11 protein-coding genes are annotated in these 16742 nt (G+C 63.6%); 4 read left to right on the top strand and 7 right to left on the bottom strand.

Features of this window, described 5'->3' with window-relative positions:
* Positions 1–61: 61 nt before the first annotated feature.
* The 6 genes from BLW08_RS09825 to BLW08_RS09850 form a co-directional block, all read right to left on the bottom strand.
* The gene (locus BLW08_RS09825) at positions 62–1816 is read right to left on the bottom strand and encodes a glycoside hydrolase family 35 protein (protein WP_091324772.1); all 1755 of its coding nucleotides are present in this window, start codon (positions 1814–1816) and stop codon (positions 62–64) included.
* Positions 1817–1833: 17 nt separating this feature from the next.
* Entirely contained in the window at positions 1834–2532 is a 699-nt protein-coding gene (locus tag BLW08_RS09830; protein WP_254779806.1) for a DUF624 domain-containing protein, read from the bottom strand.
* Between the two features lie 5 nt (positions 2533–2537).
* The gene (locus BLW08_RS09835) at positions 2538–3479 is read right to left on the bottom strand and encodes a carbohydrate ABC transporter permease (RefSeq protein WP_091324774.1); all 942 of its coding nucleotides are present in this window, start codon (positions 3477–3479) and stop codon (positions 2538–2540) included.
* The gene (locus BLW08_RS09840; protein WP_091324776.1) at positions 3479–4405 is read right to left on the bottom strand and encodes a carbohydrate ABC transporter permease; all 927 of its coding nucleotides are present in this window, start codon (positions 4403–4405) and stop codon (positions 3479–3481) included. Before BLW08_RS09840 ends, BLW08_RS09835 begins: the two co-directional genes overlap by 1 nt.
* Before the next feature lie 118 nt (positions 4406–4523).
* Positions 4524–5804 carry an ABC transporter substrate-binding protein gene (locus BLW08_RS09845; RefSeq protein WP_091324778.1) on the bottom strand — a complete coding sequence of 427 codons (1281 nt, stop codon included), beginning with the start codon at positions 5802–5804 and terminating at the stop codon, positions 4524–4526.
* Positions 5805–5866: 62 nt separating this feature from the next.
* Positions 5867–6880, bottom strand: coding sequence for a hydroxyacid dehydrogenase (locus BLW08_RS09850; protein WP_091324780.1), 1014 nt, complete (start codon positions 6878–6880; stop codon positions 5867–5869).
* Positions 6881–7043: 163 nt separating this feature from the next.
* Here BLW08_RS09850 and BLW08_RS09855 point away from each other — a divergent pair, with 163 nt between their 5' ends.
* The 4 genes from BLW08_RS09855 (at position 7044) to BLW08_RS09870 (ending at position 13002) form a co-directional block, all read left to right on the top strand.
* A complete protein-coding gene (locus BLW08_RS09855) occupies positions 7044–9086 on the top strand; it encodes a heparinase II/III family protein (RefSeq protein WP_091324782.1) in 2043 nt (680 codons plus the stop codon).
* Positions 9079–10227 (top strand): LacI family DNA-binding transcriptional regulator, encoded by a 1149-nt coding sequence (locus tag BLW08_RS09860; protein ID WP_090823080.1) that lies wholly within the window; start codon positions 9079–9081, stop codon positions 10225–10227. The genes BLW08_RS09855 and BLW08_RS09860 overlap by 8 nt, the downstream gene beginning before the upstream one ends.
* Positions 10227–12119: a DUF2264 domain-containing protein gene (locus tag BLW08_RS09865; protein WP_091324784.1), complete on the top strand. Its 1893-nt coding sequence runs from the start codon at positions 10227–10229 to the stop codon at positions 12117–12119. The genes BLW08_RS09860 and BLW08_RS09865 overlap by 1 nt, the downstream gene beginning before the upstream one ends.
* Positions 12120–12201: 82 nt before the next feature.
* Positions 12202–13002 (top strand): GNAT family N-acetyltransferase, encoded by an 801-nt coding sequence (locus tag BLW08_RS09870; protein ID WP_091324785.1) that lies wholly within the window; start codon positions 12202–12204, stop codon positions 13000–13002.
* A 65-nt stretch (positions 13003–13067) separates the two neighbouring features.
* Here BLW08_RS09870 and BLW08_RS09875 read toward each other — a convergent pair whose 3' ends face one another.
* Positions 13068–16556, bottom strand: coding sequence for a discoidin domain-containing protein (locus BLW08_RS09875; protein ID WP_175538638.1), 3489 nt, complete (start codon positions 16554–16556; stop codon positions 13068–13070).
* Positions 16557–16742: the final 186 nt, after the last annotated feature.

The raw sequence follows: 16742 nt of genomic DNA on the forward strand, positions 1-16742 counted from the left end.
GGGTTTTGGGTGCGGGAGGTGAGAGAGGGTTTGGGTTTTGGGCACGAAAGGTGAGAGAGGGTTACTTTTCGTCGGGACCCAGGTCAGGCCCGACGGCGAACGTCACCTCGCGCGTCGCGCTTCCGTGGAGCTCCAGGATGGCGAGCTCGTTGGCGCCCTCCCGGATCAAGGGACCTGGAACGTACAGGGTGCGCTGCGGACCACGGCTCCAGTAGCGGCCAAGGTTGAAGCCGTTGATGAAGGCATTTCCCTTGGTCCAGCCGTCCAAGCGGAGGAACCGGTCGCCCGGGCCGTCGGCTTCAAAGGTGGCAAAGGAGAGGGAAGGACCGGCCACGCCAGCGTGTGCGGGGTCGCCGTCCGGAAATGGCAGCGCGGCATCATGGAAAGCATCCAGTGACTCCAGGTCAACAGCCCCGATCTCCCAGTCCACTACCTCCACACCATTGAGCAACGCGGGGCCGATCAGCCCTTTCGCCTCGCCGATCCTCTGCCCGTAGTTCACGCGGCCTTGGTCTTCCAGAAGAACCTGCAGGCGGCCACCACGGGGGATGACTACAGTGCGCTCGCCCGCTTCCCGGCTCAGTACCCCCACAGGCACTCCGTCCACGAAGAACTGTGCCCGGTCCCGGACCTCGGAGAAGGACAAGACCCCGCCGCCCTGCAGCAATACCTCGTAGACGTAGAAGCCCCGGTACTGCCCGGTGATTTCAACAGGCGGAACCGGGCCGGGAACCAGTTGCGTAACAGGCGGGACAGAGAGCAATGGAACGGACCTGGAAACGGCCGCCACGGAAGCCGTCAGCGACGGCCGCGCGGCAGGCACCTCGGCAGGAACCGGGAAGTGTTTGGCAATGACGTCCCGGAAGGCAAAGTACTTGGCCGTGGGCTGTCCGTCTTCGGAGAGGGGCGCGTCGTAGTCGTAGGAGGTGATGGTGGGCTCGTAAATACCCTTGTCGTTGGCTCCGTTGCTGAAGCCGAAGTTGGTGCCACCGTGGAACATGTAGATGTTGACTGAAGCCCCGGCGGTCAGCAACACGTCCAGTTCGGCGGCGGAAGCAGCGGCGTCGGTGGTGTGATGGTGGGTGCCCCAGTTGTCGAACCAGCCGTTCCAGAATTCGGCGCACATCAGCGGGCCAGTGGGTTGCCGTTCCCGCAGGAAAGCCAGCCGCTCGTCAGCACGCGACCCAAACGTCCCGGTCTTGTGCAGTTCAGGCAGGGAGCCGTCCTCGATCATGGTCCCGAACGGCTGATCGCAGGTGAACAGTGGAACATCCACCCCCAAGCGCTTGGACAGGTCAACCAGATGCTGCAGGTAGGCCTTGTCGCTGCCGTAAGCACCGTATTCGTTCTCTATCTGGAACATGATCACAGGGCCGCCGTGGGAAATCTGGCGCGGAACCACCACGTCCAGGACCGATTCCATGTAGGCGGAGACGGCAGCCAGGTACGCCGGTTCGCTGCTGCGCACGCCAACAGTGGGATCGGTGAAGAGCCATGCGGGCAACCCACCGTTGTCCCATTCGGCGCAAATGTAGGGGCCGGGGCGGACAATCGCGTGCATCCCGGAATCGGCCACCAGATCAAGGAATCGCCCCAGATCCAGTCCGCCATCGGCAACAAACGAACCGGGAACAGGCGAGTGCTCGTTCCACGGCACGTACGTTTCAATGGTGTTCAAGCCCATGAGCCGTGCTTTGTGGATCCGGTCGGCCCACAGGTCCGGGTGCACGCGGAAGTAATGGATGGCCCCGGAGAGGATGCGGAAAGGCCGATCGTTCAGGAGGAAATCCTGATCTCCGATTTCGAACGTGTCCAAGAAAGGTCCTAACAGTTTTACGGGGAACGCAGCGCGGCGTGGAAGGCGTACGAGGCATTGCTCCAGATCACGAACAGCAGCGGTGCCGGCGCCAAGGCAATGCCCAGGACCGGCTGCATCACGGCCGCGGAAACGATGATTCCCAGCAGAACCAGCATGGCCAGGCTGAGGTACCAGCGCTGAACGGCAAGGTACAGCGCGGCCTTGAGAATGCTTTTCAGCCTCGCCTCGGGCAGAAGCACGACGCCGGCAATCGCCGTGACGGAAAGGGTCACCGTCACGGCGGCTGCTACGACAATCAGCGGCACCAGAAGCGCTGCACCCGGAAGGGAGGCGGAGTTGTTTTGGATGACGGCCAGGTCGACGCCGAGGAACATCAGCATGGCCACGGCGCCTACGCCGAGCAGTGCGGCCTTGGCGAAACTGCGCTTGTATCCCCGAAGGAAGGCCGCAACCGGCTTGACCGCGCCGCCGTCGTCGTTCAAGGCCTTGAAGGCAGCGAAGATGCCGGCGAGCGACGGCGCAATGGTGACCGAGAGCGCCAGGAAGAACGGCCAGGCGGCAGCGGGGTCGGCCACCAGCGAAAGGCTGAGGACCAAGGGGGCGTTGGCCGCTGCGAGCAGGACGTTCCCGGCCAGGAAGGTATAAATGAACCCGAAAATGCTCCCGAAGGTCTCGAATCCTGGCCCGGCCCACCGCCGCGGTTTAGCGCTCACAGAGCTCATCCTTTCATTCCGCTCGTCGCGATGCCCTGGATGAAGTAGCGCTGGCCGATGAGGAAGATGATGAGGATGGGGATCACGGAGATCACCGAGCCGGTCATGATCATGGCGTACTCGGCGTCGAACTGGCCCACGAAGGACCGCAGGCCCAGCTGGACAGTCCAGAGGCGGTTGGACGTGAGGTAGATGAACGGACCCATGTAGTCGTTCCACGTGTTCACGAACGTGAGCAGCGCCAGGCTGGCGAGGGCCGGCTTGGACAGGGGCAGGATCACGCGGGCCCAGATGCCGTATTCGCTGAGGCCATCAATGCGGGCGGCTTCGCAGAGCTCGTCCGGGATGGTCATGTAGTACTGGCGCATCAGGAACACACCAAACGCGCCGAATGCCTGAAGCAGGATCAAAGCGTTGAAGCTGTTGGTCAGGCCAAGGTTCTGCATCATGATGTACTGCGGCACCATGTAGGCCTGCCAAGGAACGGCGATGGTGCCGATGTAGGCGAGGAACAAGACATCGCGGCCCGGGAAACGGACCTTGGAGAATCCATAGGCAGCCAGCGAGCCCGTGAGGACCTGCAGGCAGGTAATGATTACAGCAAGGTACAGCGAGTTCTGCAGGTAGCCCATCATGGGAATCCGGGTCCAGATGTCCGTGTAGTTGCTCCACACAAACTCCTGCGGAATCCACTGGATAGGAACGGTGAGGACCTGGTTGTTCTCCTTCAGCGAGGAAGAGAGCATCCAGATGAACGGCACCATGAGCGCCACCACCAGGACCACCAGGACGCCGTAGATGATGACGTTCGCGGTCCGCTTTTTCGCCTCGCGTGGGGAGCGCTTGCGGTCAGTACGACGGCGGTCTTCCGCGCTGCCGGCGCCTGGGGGCAAGGGTGCTGCGTCCCTCAGATGAGTGGCTTTGAGGTCTTCGGCCATGTTGGTCATCAGCGTTCCCTCCGCTGTTGGATCTTGAACTGCAGGACGGTGACCGACAGTACGATGATGAACAGGACCAGCGAGATGGCCGAGGAGTAGCCGAACTTACCTTCGCCGATGCCCTCCTGGTAGATCAGCTGGGACAGCACTGTGGTGGAGCGTCCGGGGCCGCCGTTGGTCATGACCACAATGAGGTCGAACACCTTGAAACTGGAGACCGTCAGCATGACCACCACAAAGAACGTGGTGGGACGCAGGGACGGGATGGTGACGTTCCAGAAACGCTGCCAGGCGCTGGCACCGTCCACTTCGGCCGCTTCGTACAGCTCCGTGGGGATCGCCTGCAGACCGGCCAAGTACAGGACCATGTAGTAGCCCATGTCGCGCCACACACTGGTGATGATCACGGCCGGCATGGCCCAGTCAGAGCTGGAGGTCCACCCGGGAGGGTTGGCAATGCCGATGGCGCCCAGGAACTGGTTAATGGGGCCACTGTCCGGGCTGAACAACATGTTCCAGACCACTGCCACGGCAACCAAAGAGGTGATGTAAGGGAAGAAGATGGCTACGCGGAAGAAGCCAATTCCCTTGAGCTTGCGGTTGAGGAGCATCGCAAGGATGAGGGCCAGGGCCATGGTGAGCGGGACATGGCCCAAGGCGTAAACAACAGTGTTCCGCAGCGCGATCCAGAAGGAGTCGGACGCGAACATGCGCTCAAAGTTGGCCAGGCCAACCCACTTGGGAGCACTGAACGAGGTCCATTCCATGAAGGAGAGCGCGAAAGCGGCCACGACTGGAATGAGGGTGAAGGCCAGGAAGCCAAGGAAGTTCGGAAGGATGAACGTCCAGCCGATCAGCGTGTTACGCCTGGCTTGCTTCCTGTTGCCGCGGCTCTGCACGGGGGCAGGCGCCTGGGTGATTGTTTCTGTAGTCATGATGACCGCTCCCGGGGCGGGGGCGTTCCTCCATTTCAGGATCCGGAGAGTTCAGGTCCGGTTCCGGTACCGCGCCTCGGGGAGGCTGGTACCGGAACCGGGGGAGTGGTACTGGGAGCTACTTTCCGAGAACTTCGCTCTTGACGCGCTTGCCCATCTCGGCGATGCCATCGCTGACGGAGCGCTCGCCCACCATAATGAGGTCGTGCTCCTGGTTAAGGATCTTGTCCGTGGCAGCAGACTTGTCGCTGACAGGCATTTCCAGCTCGGTGGTGTCCGGCGTGAAGGCCTTCTTGGACAGCTCGTCCGTGGGCAGGCCGTCCAGCTTGAAGTACTCAGCCGTGACGGACTCGTTCTGCAGTGCGGGAACAACACCGATCTTGGAAATCGCCTTGGCGCCTTCTTCACCGGCAGCCCACTCGATGAACTTCTTGGCCTCGTCGGAGTGTGTTGCGTTCTTGTTCACGGCGAAGGCCGTGGGCGAACCGAACGTGGTGACCTTGCCGTCGTCGTTCTTCTGCGGCATGGGAGCCAAGCCCCAGTTGACGTTGGTCTTGCCGTCCTTCTTGGCCTGCAGCAGGCCGGCGATGTACCAGGTGCCCATGGGCATCATGGCTGCCTGGCCGGACTCGAACATGGTGCGGTAGCTGGTTTTCTGGCTCTTGGCCGTGCCGAAGTCCAAGGTGGCGCCGGACTTCTGCAGGTCCAGGGCGGTGTTGTACTGGTCCTCCATGAAGCCGTAATCGCCGCTGTTCTGGTCAGCGCCGTTCTGCGCTGCTGCGATGGCCTGGACTGTTGAACGCCAGATGTGGTGATAGGTGCCGTAGACCTTCTTGCCATCCGCTTCGGAGGACAGCTTCTTGGCAATGGCGCTGTACTCGTCCCAGGTCAGGTTCTGCGGATCCTCGATGCCGGCAGCCTTGAACAGGTCCTTGTTGTAATACAGGAGCCAGAAGTCCTGGCGGTACGGGGCTGCGAAGTACTTGCCGTCCATGTCGAAGGCGTCAATGCCGGCCAGGTTGTCCTTGCCCACCTTGTCCACCACGCTGTTGATCTCCTGCAGTTGGCCGTTGTTGGCGTAGCGGGAGTAGTCGATCACGTTCTTCATGGTGAGAACATCCGTGGTGTCGCCGCCGGCCAGCATGGTGGTGACCTTCTGCGGGTAGTCATCAGCCAGGATGTCCACGGGTTCAATGTCCACAGTGGGGTTGGCGGCCTCGTAGCCGTCAAAGAGGGCCTTGAACTCCGGGGTGCCCTCGTAATTCCACACCGAGACGGTCAGCTTGGTTTTGCCGTTGGCTGCCGGTTGCTCGGCCGGGCCGGCTGCGCCTGCACAGCCGGTGAGTCCAAGCCCTGCAGTCACCGCAAGGGCGATTGCGGCGAGGGTTGTGCGCTTCATTGCGTTCTCCTTAGTGGGGTTTATTAAGTCTGCCGCGGCTGCGGCTGTGGGTTTGACGGGGTCTAGGCGCTGAGGCCAAGGTCTGCGTGCACTACTTGGGCCAGGAGGTCCTTGCCGGCGAGATATCTTTCAAGGTCATCCAGCGCGGCATCGGACATCCGACGGGTTTCGGTCCCGAGTGAACCAGCGATATGCGGTGTGAGGATCACGTTGGGGAGGCTGTACAGGGTGGATTCCGCGGGCAGCGGTTCGGGCTCCGTGACGTCCAGCAGTGCTGTGATTCGTCCGGTGGCGCACTCTTTCTCCAGGGCGGCAGTGTCCACCAGGGAGCCACGCGCCGTGTTGATGAGCGTGGCGTGGTCTTTCATGGACTGCAGCTCGGCGGTGCTGATCATATTGCGGGTTGAGGGCAGGGCGGGTGCATGAATGGTGACGACGTCGGACACTGGCAGGAGCTCCTGCAGCGTGACCAACGTGCCGCCGGCAGCCGCCACTTCCAAGGGATCGGCGTGCGGGTCACTGACCAGGCACGTAACGTCCTGGAGCTGCTGGACCAACTGGACCACCCGGCGCCCGATCCGGGAGAAGCCGATGACACCCACCACGCGGCCAATGTTGCCCAACTCGCCGCGATCGCCGATGTAGCTCCAGTCTGCGCGGAAGATTCGGGCGTCGTTGGCCAGGACGTGGGCCTTCTTACCTGCCAGGACGATCGACGCGAACGTGAACTCTGCTACTGGGATGGCGTTGGCGTCGGCGCCGTTGGTGACGGTGATGCCGCGATCCCAGAGTTCTTCGCTGACGAAGCTTCGGACTGTTCCTGCACAGTGGAAAACAGCCCGAAGTTTGGGCATGCGTTCCAGACGCTCAGCGTTGAGCTGCGGAACTCCCCAGCTGGTGAGGAGGATTTCCACCTCTTCCAGGCGCTCCGCGAGTTCCGGTACGTCCAGGGAATCCGTCCAAGGCTCATCGCCGAGATCGACCATTCCAGCCAGCCGCTCCAGTCGCGTGGAATCGAACTGGTCAGCAAAGGTTCCGCTATTCATGACCAGCAGTGCCTGGGGCTTGAGCGACATTGAGGGGATCCTCCCTTCGGATTTTCGTTGGCCTGTTCGACCGTGATTTATGTGTTGCATCACATCTAATAATCAGTACATACTCATAAACAAGACAGTTCATTCAACTCAATCGTGCTTGATCTGAAACGTTCAAACTCGAACAAACGAGAGAAGAATTCCTATGGCAACCGGCACCGCCGCCGTTGAAGCGCCACCCCTCGTCAGCGCTTGGGGGCCGCAGTCCAACCCCTCCTCCTTGGTGGATTCGCTCCGCGGCGCCCGCGATCGCCTCGCCGTCCGCCCAGCGTCCGACGCCGGATGGCGGCTCGCTGCTGCCCGCCCCCTTTCAGAACTACGCGCCCAAGCCGGGACGGAGAAGGGAACCCCGTGGCCCCAACCCTTGGTATCCCACTACGCGCGCTACTTTCGCGACGGAAACCGCACGGCCTATGAGGGACTCGTGGCGAGCCGGCAGCAGCGGCTGACGCGCGCCGTCGTGATGGCCGCCGTTACTGGACCTGGCCCGGACAAGTCGTGGCTGGATGAGGTGATCGACGGCGCCTACCTCCTGTGCGAGCAGAGCTCGTGGAGTTGGGCCGCGCATGACGATGTGTTCACCCGCAACGGCGAAGTGGTCCCGGACCGTGCCCGCCCTTACCTGGACCTGGGAGCCGGGGAGGTTGTGGCGCAGCTCGCGTGGCTGGACCTGGTGCTGGGAGACGCGCTGGATGAGCGGGCTCCCGGCCTGCGGAAACGACTCCGCGCGGAAGCCAACGAACGGGTGATCCGGCCATTCCTGGACCGGCTCGACTGGCACTGGCTGGGCCTCAACGGGGATGTTCACAACTGGAATCCGTGGATCCATTCGAACATCATCGTGGCCGCATTGTTGCTGGTGGAGGATGCCGGGCTGCAGGCCCAGACCATTGCCCGCTGCATTGAGGGGTTGGACCGTTTCCTGGCCTCCATCCCGGCCGACGGTGCCATCGACGAAGGCTTCGCCTATTGGTGGAATGGGGCTGGCCGCGCGCTGGAAGGCCTGGCCGTGTTGGAGCAAGCCAGCGGCGGGGTTCTTAACCCGGACTTGCCAGTGATCCGTGCGCTGGTGGCCTTTCCGCATCGCATGCACTTGGGTGACCGTTGGTTCCTCAACGTTGCTGATGGACCGGCACGTGCGCACCAGGGACTCCCGTGGAACATGCTGCACCGCTGGGCGGTCCGGCTGGGTGATCACGCTGCCGCGGACCATGCCGCCGTGTTCATGGACGCCGAGCCGGACCCCGATCCCCGCTCCGGGCTTGGCCGCGTTCTCACCCAACTCAGCGCCGGCATGCAACCCACCTCCCGGGCCCAGCCGAGTAGCGGATCAGGCCGTTCTGAGCCCTCAAAGCGGCCTGATCTGCCACCCAGTTGGGGGACGTACCTGCCATCAGTGCAGATCATGGTGGCTCGCCAGAACCCGGGTTCGTCGGACGGACTCACGCTCGCGGCCAAGGGCGGGCACAACGCTGAGCACCACAACCACCGTGACGTCGGCTCCGTGGTGGTTGCTGTGGATGGAGTGCCGCTGCTGGTTGATGCCGGCCAGCCCACGTACACCGCTCAAACGTTCGGCCCTGATCGTTACCTGATCCGAGCCATGCAGAGTGCATGGCACAGCGTCCCCGCCCCCTTCGGGCTGGAGCAAGGAACCGGTGCGGAATATGCGGCGACTGTTCTGCAGGAACCCACCCCGGAGGAGCCCACCCTGGCGTTGGGTCTCGGGGCGGCCTACGGTCTGGACCACCCTGAGCAATGGATCCGAACCTCCTTGCTGAACCGGGAGCCCGGATCCGTGGTGATAGACGATCGCTGGAACCTGCCGGCACACCCAACGGACGGAACGCCCTCGCCGGATGGGACGCCCTCGCCGGACGGGACGCCGCCATCTGACGGAACGCACGACGTCGACATCACCTACCTGGTTGCCGGCACCGTCCGCGTCGGTACAGACGCGACGGCCACCATCACCTCTGTCGGAATTCCGACAGTCAACAGCCCAGTGGGGCTGCACCTGCGCTGGAAGCCGGCCACCGCCGTCGTACTTGTTGACGAATGGCACCTCGACGATCCGCTCCTCAGCGATATCTGGGGCGAAAAGCTCACCAGGCTCCGTTTCCGAATGCCCGCAGACACCCGCGCTTCCGGCGCGTTCACCCTCACAGTGGAGGCAACCCATGACTAACGAATCAAGCCCGGAACCCGGGAAATCGCTGTTCTCCCTGCAACGGCGCGAGCGGCTCATGGAGGAGTTGCGCGCACACGGTGCCATCACCGTCCGCGACATTGCGGTCAAGCTGGGCGTCAGCGAGCTGACCATCCGGCGCGACGTGAACACCCTGGCTGATGAAGGGCTGGTGTCCCGCGTGCACGGCGGTGCCACGCTGCCCAGTCCGTTGGACCGCTCGGTGGCTGCGGGGAGGCCGTCGCCGCACAGCTACTCCATCGGCATGGTGGTTCCTTCCTTGGATTACTACTGGCCGCAGGTCATATCCGGGGCGCGTGGCGAGGCCGAAGCGCAAAACCTTCGCATCCTGGTCCGCGGCTCCGCGTACGACGCCGCGGACAACCGCCGCCAGGTGCAGGCGTTGCTGGATACGCAGAATATTGACGGGCTGATTGTTGCGCCGGACATGGGTGGCGCGCACGGCAAGGAACTGCTGCGCTGGCTTAACGCCTTGCCGATTCCGGTGATCATGGCCGAACGCCGGGCACCGTTGGAAATTCCGTCGCACCGCCTCGAGTGGGTGGCGACGGATCATTCCTTCGGGGCGGGCATGGCCGTGCGGCATCTTTGGCAGGAAGGGCACCGCATGATTGGATGCCTCACGGATTCAAGCAGTCCCACCAGCCCTCATGTGGTCCGTGGCTGGAAACAAGCCCTTGCTGCGTTGAAGATCCCGCTGGAAAAGTCCATCCATGAGGACTCCGCCAAGCTGGATAACGGTGACCGCGCCAAGCATTTCGACCATGTTCTGGAGCTGTGCCGTTCGACGGGAACCACGGCCATGCTGGTGCACTCCGACACCCAGGCCGTGGCGTTCGTGCAGCACTGCGTGGACCGCGGCGTGGACGTACCCGGCAGCATGGCGATTGTGGGCTACGACGACGAAGTGGCCTACCTCGCCGAGCCTGCAATCTCCGCGGTTCGGCCCCCCAAAAGCTACGTCGGCAAAGTGGCGGTGCAGCTGATGGCTGCCCGGCTGGCCGAAGGAAGGATGCGCCCTGTGCATCGCATTGACCTGAATCCTGAGTTGATCGTGCGGGAGTCCTCAGTGGGAGCGCCCCGCTTGCGCAGCGAGAGCCTGTTGGAGGATTCGCTCTGATGCTGTTGCCTGCTTTGGATTACCAGCTTTCGCCCCACACAGGCCTGACCCGCGGGCACTGGGCCGCGTACGCCGATTACCTGCTGCGCTCCGCTCACCGTTTTGGCACTGAGGATCACGCGAATATCCACCTTCCCGGCGCCAACAGCCGTTACGGCCCGCGGAGTGATTCGCTGGAGGCCTTCGCCCGCACGTTCCTGTTGGCTTCATTCCGGATCGCCGGAGATCCCGCAAACACCGGCTGGATCGCCGAGTGGTATGCCGCTGGCCTCGACGCCGGGACCAACCCCGCCAATCCCGACCGGTGGCCGACGCCGGGAGAGTTGGGGCAGGCGAAGGTTGAGGCGGCGTCGTTGGCTGTTGGCTTGGCGCTGACCCGCGACGTGCTCTGGGACAGGCTCCCCGAGCGCGTGCAGGAGCAGCTCATCGCATGGTTCGAGACCGTGATCGGTGAGGAGTATCCGCCCATCAACTGGGTGTGGTTCCAGATTGTGGTGGAATCTTTCCTGGCTTCGGTTGGCGGGCGCTATTCCGACGAAGACATCGACGCCGGACTTGCCGTCCACGACTCGCTGTACCGGGGCGGTGGCTGGTTCGCCGATGGTCCCGAGCGCGCTTACGACCACTATGTCGGCTGGGCATTCCAGGTCTACCCGCAGCTGTGGGCGTTGATGGCGCCCAACGATCCGCGCGTTGCCGCCCGGAAGAAGCTCGACGGCGAGCGGCTGGCTGACTTCCTGGACGATGCCGCGTTCCTCGTCGGCGCGAATGGTGCCCCGCTCATCCAAGGCCGAAGCCTGATCTACCGTTTTGCGGCCGCGGCGCCGTTCTGGGTGGGCGAGTTGTCCGGGCATTCGCGGCTGGCTCCGGGCCTCAGCCGCAGGGCTGCCTCGGGGATGCTCGATTACTTTGCCCGCCACGGCTCCATCACCTCTGATGGTCTCCTGTCCATCGGCTGGCACGGCGAATTCGCGGGCATGAAGCAGGCCTACTCCGGTGCTGGATCACCGTATTGGGCGGCGAAGGGGATGCTCGGTTTGGCACTGCCGGCCGAGCACCCAGTGTGGACTGCTGTTGAGGCGCCCCTGCCCGTGGAGGTTTCGGACACGCAGCGGCTCATCGCCGCACCTGGCTGGCAAGTGAATGGGACTGTTGCTGACGGCGTTGTCCGGATCCGGAACCACGCCACGGACCACGCTGTGGTTGGCGCCTTGGTGGCGGACTCGCCCCTGTACGCGCGGATTGGGTACTCGACGCACACCTTCCCGGACCTGTCACCGGAGTCGCGCGATAACGCGGTGGTCTTGGTGGACTCCTCAGGCCGGCTGACGCACCGGACCGGTTTTGAGTACCTGGGGTCGTTCTCAGAAGGCGGCTATCAGGTTGGCGCGTCACGGTTCACGGCCCACTGGATAGAGCCCGATCCCGACGCCGGTCCCGATCACGGCAGCGGGGTGGCCGGGACTGCCACGCCTGGCCCTTCGGTGACGGTGGTTTCGGTGACGCGGGGCGCTGTTGAGCTCAGATTGGTGCGTATTTCCGGTGCCGGTTCTGGCGCTTCCCTCCGGCTTGGCGGCTGGCCGGTGGACGCCGCCTCGTCCGTTATCAGCTCGGTGCTTCCTGTGCCCGGGTTTGGCTTGGCTTTGGACTCGTCAGGTACGTTCGTCCGTTCCGGCGCACACCCCATGGGTGCGGAGCTCACCATTCCGTGGGTGGGGACCTTGGGCGCCGCGCACGACGGCGACTACGCCGCCGTCGTGATCCTCGCCGGTACGGGAGGTGCTTCGCCTGACGGGGGTGTCACGTTTGTTGCCGGGGAAGGGGAGGGCCACTTCGAATTCCCCGACGGCACGCGCATCCCCGGGGATCTGCTCGCCCGTTTCGACGCTTAGCCTCGCGTTCGACGTTTCCCAACGTCTTGTGTGCTGCGAGCCATCGAATTGGGCCGGCGACCCGCTGCAGTAGGCTCGCGGAATGAGCCAAACCGAAGATCGAGCCCGCTTCCTCGCGGCCTATGACCAGAATCTCCGTACCGACGCGGAGACTCCCAGCGCCCTCAAAGTGACCCAGCACGGACCCCTGCGTTTGGTGACCTTCATGAAGGGTCGGGGCTTCGTCACGTACCAGGACCTCGGCGATGTGGACTCTTCCAGCGTGAGGAGGCTCGTTGCCGAGGCCACCGCGTACTACGTGGCCGAGCCTGGCATCAACCGGGTTGAATGGAAGACCCGCGGGCATGATCACGCGCCGGGTTTGCACCAGGCGTTGCTGGAAAGCGGCTTCGTCCAGGACGAGCCCGAATCCATCATGATCGGCGAAGCGATGGCACTGAGCGCGCCGGTTCCGCTTCCCGACGGCGTGTCGCTGAGGCAAGTGGCGGACGAAGCGGATGTGCGGGCGATGAGCGCCATGCAGGACGAGGTCTTCGGCGAACCTGTCTCAGATGAGATGGCTGACGCCCTCCTGCGCCGGCTGTCGTTGGGAGATGGCATGCAGCTCTGGGTGGCCGAGGCTGAAGGGCAGATGGTCAGTGCCGGCCGCTTGGAGCCGGTCCCCGGCACGAGCTTCGCCGGGATCTGGGGAGGCGCGACGCGCGAAGAATGGCGTGGCCGCGGCATTTACCGGGCGCTGACAGCCCGCCGTGCGCAAGCGGCACTTGAACTAGGCAAAACCCTCATACACAGTGACTCCACCGAATTCTCGCGCCCCATCCTGGAACGCTCCGGCCTGCTCAAGGTCTCCACAACGACGCCGTACCGCTGGGTGCGCGACTAACCGTTTAAAGCCGATCGGGCCTCCTCCTGCACCCAGCAGGAGGAGGCCCGAACTGTCAGAAACCGCTACCTCCCCGCCGCGAAGTAGCTCACGCACTGCCCCTGGTTCTTGAATACGGGAGACGGACTCGTTTTCCATCCGCCGCCCTTGCACGCGTCCTTCCCCGTGGAAACCGTCACGCGGTATTCCTTCGTGGTGCCGTCCGGCGCTGTCACGGTGACTACCGCCGTCGGGTTTTCCACTGTTGCCTGCTGGACCGTCACCTTGGCGTTCGTGTCCAGCGGGTAGCCGACGACGGCGGGAGCGGCCAACGTCGTCAGCGTCTGGTAGTCGGTGGTGTCCGGAGCGAAGCCGACTACCGACGCCTGGTTCACCAGCAGCCGGCCGAGGTCGGCCAGGCCCGCATCCGCCAAACGTGATCCCGCGATGGCAACCTCGGCGATCTTGGTGTACGAAGCCGTGGTCACGAACGAAACCCTGATGCCACGGGTGGTGACGGGGTCGAACCGCACGGTGGCAGGTGTCGCCGTTGTCAGTCCCGTGATGATTCCGGCCGAAGTGTCCTTCCATGCGCCGGCAGCATCCAGGTACTGGACCTTCAAGCTTTGGGCTGCCTTCTCTGCGGACGCCACCGTCACGGATTCCACGGTGTAATCGCGGCCGAAGGCGTAGCTCAGGTTGTCGCCGGCGCGGCCGCCGCTCACCCAGTTGGACCAACGGGTGGAGGAGTTGGCATCGCAGGTGTTCTTGGCGAGGTAAGAGCCTTCGGTGTAGCTTGCGGTCGCGGTGGTGGAGGCGTCGTCCTTGCAGATGTTGCTGCTGGCGACCTTATCCACAACCACAATTGTGAGGGTTGCGGACAGTGAGCCGGCCTGGCCCGGCACTGTTACTGAACCGACGGACTGCAGGGACGAAGCGTCCACGGACGCCCAGTCCCACACCACGGGAATTGGATTGCGGGCCGGTCCGTCACTGATCTGGCCGGGGACGCTGGCTGGTGCATCGGCCTGGACCGAGGCCAGGGATGAACCGACACCGACCGTCACGGATGCGGGGTCGGTTGCTGCGTACTGCCCAACAGTCACGGTCAGGAGAGCATCGTCGAACACCTGCCCGTACGGATCAACGCCGGAACCGCGGACCGTGACCTTCCCTTCTTTCTGCCACGCGGTGGGATCCACCGTGGACCACGTAACGGCCAGTGGTTTGCCCGGGCCTGCCTGGTACAACGGAGTGACCGTGCTGGGGAGGACAGGTGCCATGCCGGTTAGTGTGCTGAGCTCCAGTGGCTGAGTACCCAGAAGCTTTAGGTCCTCGATGTCCGTGAAGGCCCATGCTTGATGAGGGCTGGCTGAAGCTGTCGCGGTGGTTCCGTTGGAAGAAGCCAGCGCCACAGACGTTCCCGCCGCAGTCTGGTTACCCGACACCTGCAGGGCGATAGCAGCGCCCGCGTTCACCAGCGACCATTGTTTGCCGTTCTCAGTGGTCACTATCCACTGTGCAGAGGGAGTGGCCTTGGCTTGCTCCAGGCTCATCGCCGCCACAGACGCCGCGCCCGACTGGCTGCCATTGAGCACCCCTCCATTGCCCGTGAGCACTCGACCATCCGTGTTCGTAAGAACCCAACGGCGATCATTTGCAAACTCGTTGTCCGTTTTCACGGCGTTGAACGTCCACATTTGCGGAGCGACACCAGCGGCATCGGTGCCCAATTCTTCAATAGCTGCAGAGCCGTTTGCCCGCGCCGTCAGGTATTTGCCGCTCGCCTCACCGCTGAGGTGATAGCTGTGACCATCCTGCACAGGCGCGGCATCCTCCGAAACTCCACTGACGCCGTCGACGACGAACGTCACCACAGAGGCGGCTGGAACCTCGAGAGTCGCGGATTTGGCCGCAGCATTGACGGCGACGGGGACGCCTGCGACGAGTGCGTTCTTCTCGATATCGTCCAGCGGCGACTTGGTGGTCACCACGGGCGTCACCTTGGCGCCGGGTGCGATTGCGCCGAAACGGCTGAGGTCAATGGTGACCTTTTCCGGCGTCGGGGTGTCATTGAAGTGGACCAACGTGGCGCCGTTGCCGTCGGCGCGGAGGGCGCTGGCGGTCTTGGCATCATTGTTCTGGATGAGGAAGTCGCCCGGACGGATGTAGTGGGTGAAGTTCCGCGTGGTGTTGTACTTCTGGTTGGTCAGGACTTTGCACTTGGCCTGGTCCTGGGTTGCGCCGTCGTTGAGCCGGCGGTTGGAGAAGCCTTCGCGGCCCTGGTAGTTGCAGTCGAAGTCCACGTAGATGGAACCCCAGCCTTTGTCGCCCTTTTCCTGCTTGTACGTGTCCTCCACAGGCTGCCAGAAGACCCAGGCGTTGGGGTCCAGCTCGCGGAGATCGTTGACCATGCGGCTGGCGATGCCCAGGCCGTTGGTGATGTTGGAGCGGTCCCAGCCGCTGGTGGAGTCGCCCAGAGCCGGGTTCCCCGGCCAAAATCCGCCTACTTCGCTCATCCACAACGGCTTATCCGTGGAGCTGGCCAGGTCGCGGACCCGGCGGCGGTCGTTGGTGCCGTACGTGTGGACGTTGAGCTGCGCCACGGCATCCTTGGCTTCCTGGCTGTAGCCGTTCCAGTTGGTCATGAACTTGGTGGGATCGGTCTCGTCCATCGCGGAGATGACCGCGTCCGTGGTGCCCTTCGCGAGCTCAGCGGCCAGGAGCTTGGTCACGCGGTCCTGCGCAGCCGGGTAGATCAGCGCACCCTCCTGCTTCTGCGTGTACGTGGTGGGTGGCTTTCCCGTTGCCGCGTTGATGTCCGTGCCCCAGTAACCGGAATTCGGCTCGTTGAACGGATCAACGGTGTCCACCGTGATGCCGCTGCCCTGTTCGAGAAGCTCGACGGCGTGGCGCATGTAGGCAGCGAACTTCGCCTCCGCTTCGGGGAGCAGGTTTTCACCCTTGTTGGTGTTGACCTGGCCTGAGACGTAGCCGCTCTTGGTCATGAACCAGGGCGGCGAGTTGCTGAACGCTTCCCAGTGGGTGATCTGCTGGTCAGCGGCCAGCCGTTCCACCCACCAGCGTTGGTTCTGGTCAGCATCAGGGTTGTAGGACGCGGGATCGTTCGGGTTCCAGGCGTTCAGGAATGCGAGCTTGTTGGCCTGGGTTTTGTCCACGGTTCCGTCAGCGTTGTAAAGGTTCGACGCCGGTTGGCCGGCCTGCGCTTCCGTCACCGGTTTCCACCATCCCTCCACAGCGCTGCCGTCGTTGAGATAGTTGGCAACGTCCGAGGCGTTGCCGCCGCCGACGTTGTAGCGGGCGATGTTGAGATTCAGGCCATCCTCGCCGAAGACCTTCTGGTACAGCTCCTCCCGCAGCTCGGGGGAGTATCCGGCCGTGGCATTCGCGAACCAGACCAGGCTGGTTCCCCAACCTTCGAAGGCTTCGCCGCGGCTGGCCGGGTTGGGAGTAATAGTGACCGCCGTGGCGTCATCTGCGTGTGCTTGCGGGGCTGTTGCGGGCATGAGTGCAAGGCTGGCTGCCGCCGTGACAGCTGCTGCAAGCACGGCCACTGGCCTTCGGATTCTTCGCGCGGTAAACGCCATGGGTGGACCTCATCGTCGGGGTTCGGGGTTCGGGGTTCGGGGTGATGGTGCACGGGCTTCCGGGGATGCCGGGCAAGCCGAGACTATGAGGGCGGAGAGGGCGTCACAAGGCACTCGAACATGGTCGATCGGGATTGATCCGAAGCGGTCCTT

This window comes from Arthrobacter sp. cf158, from assembly GCF_900106835.1.
Classification (GTDB): Bacteria; Actinomycetota; Actinomycetes; order Actinomycetales; family Micrococcaceae; genus Arthrobacter.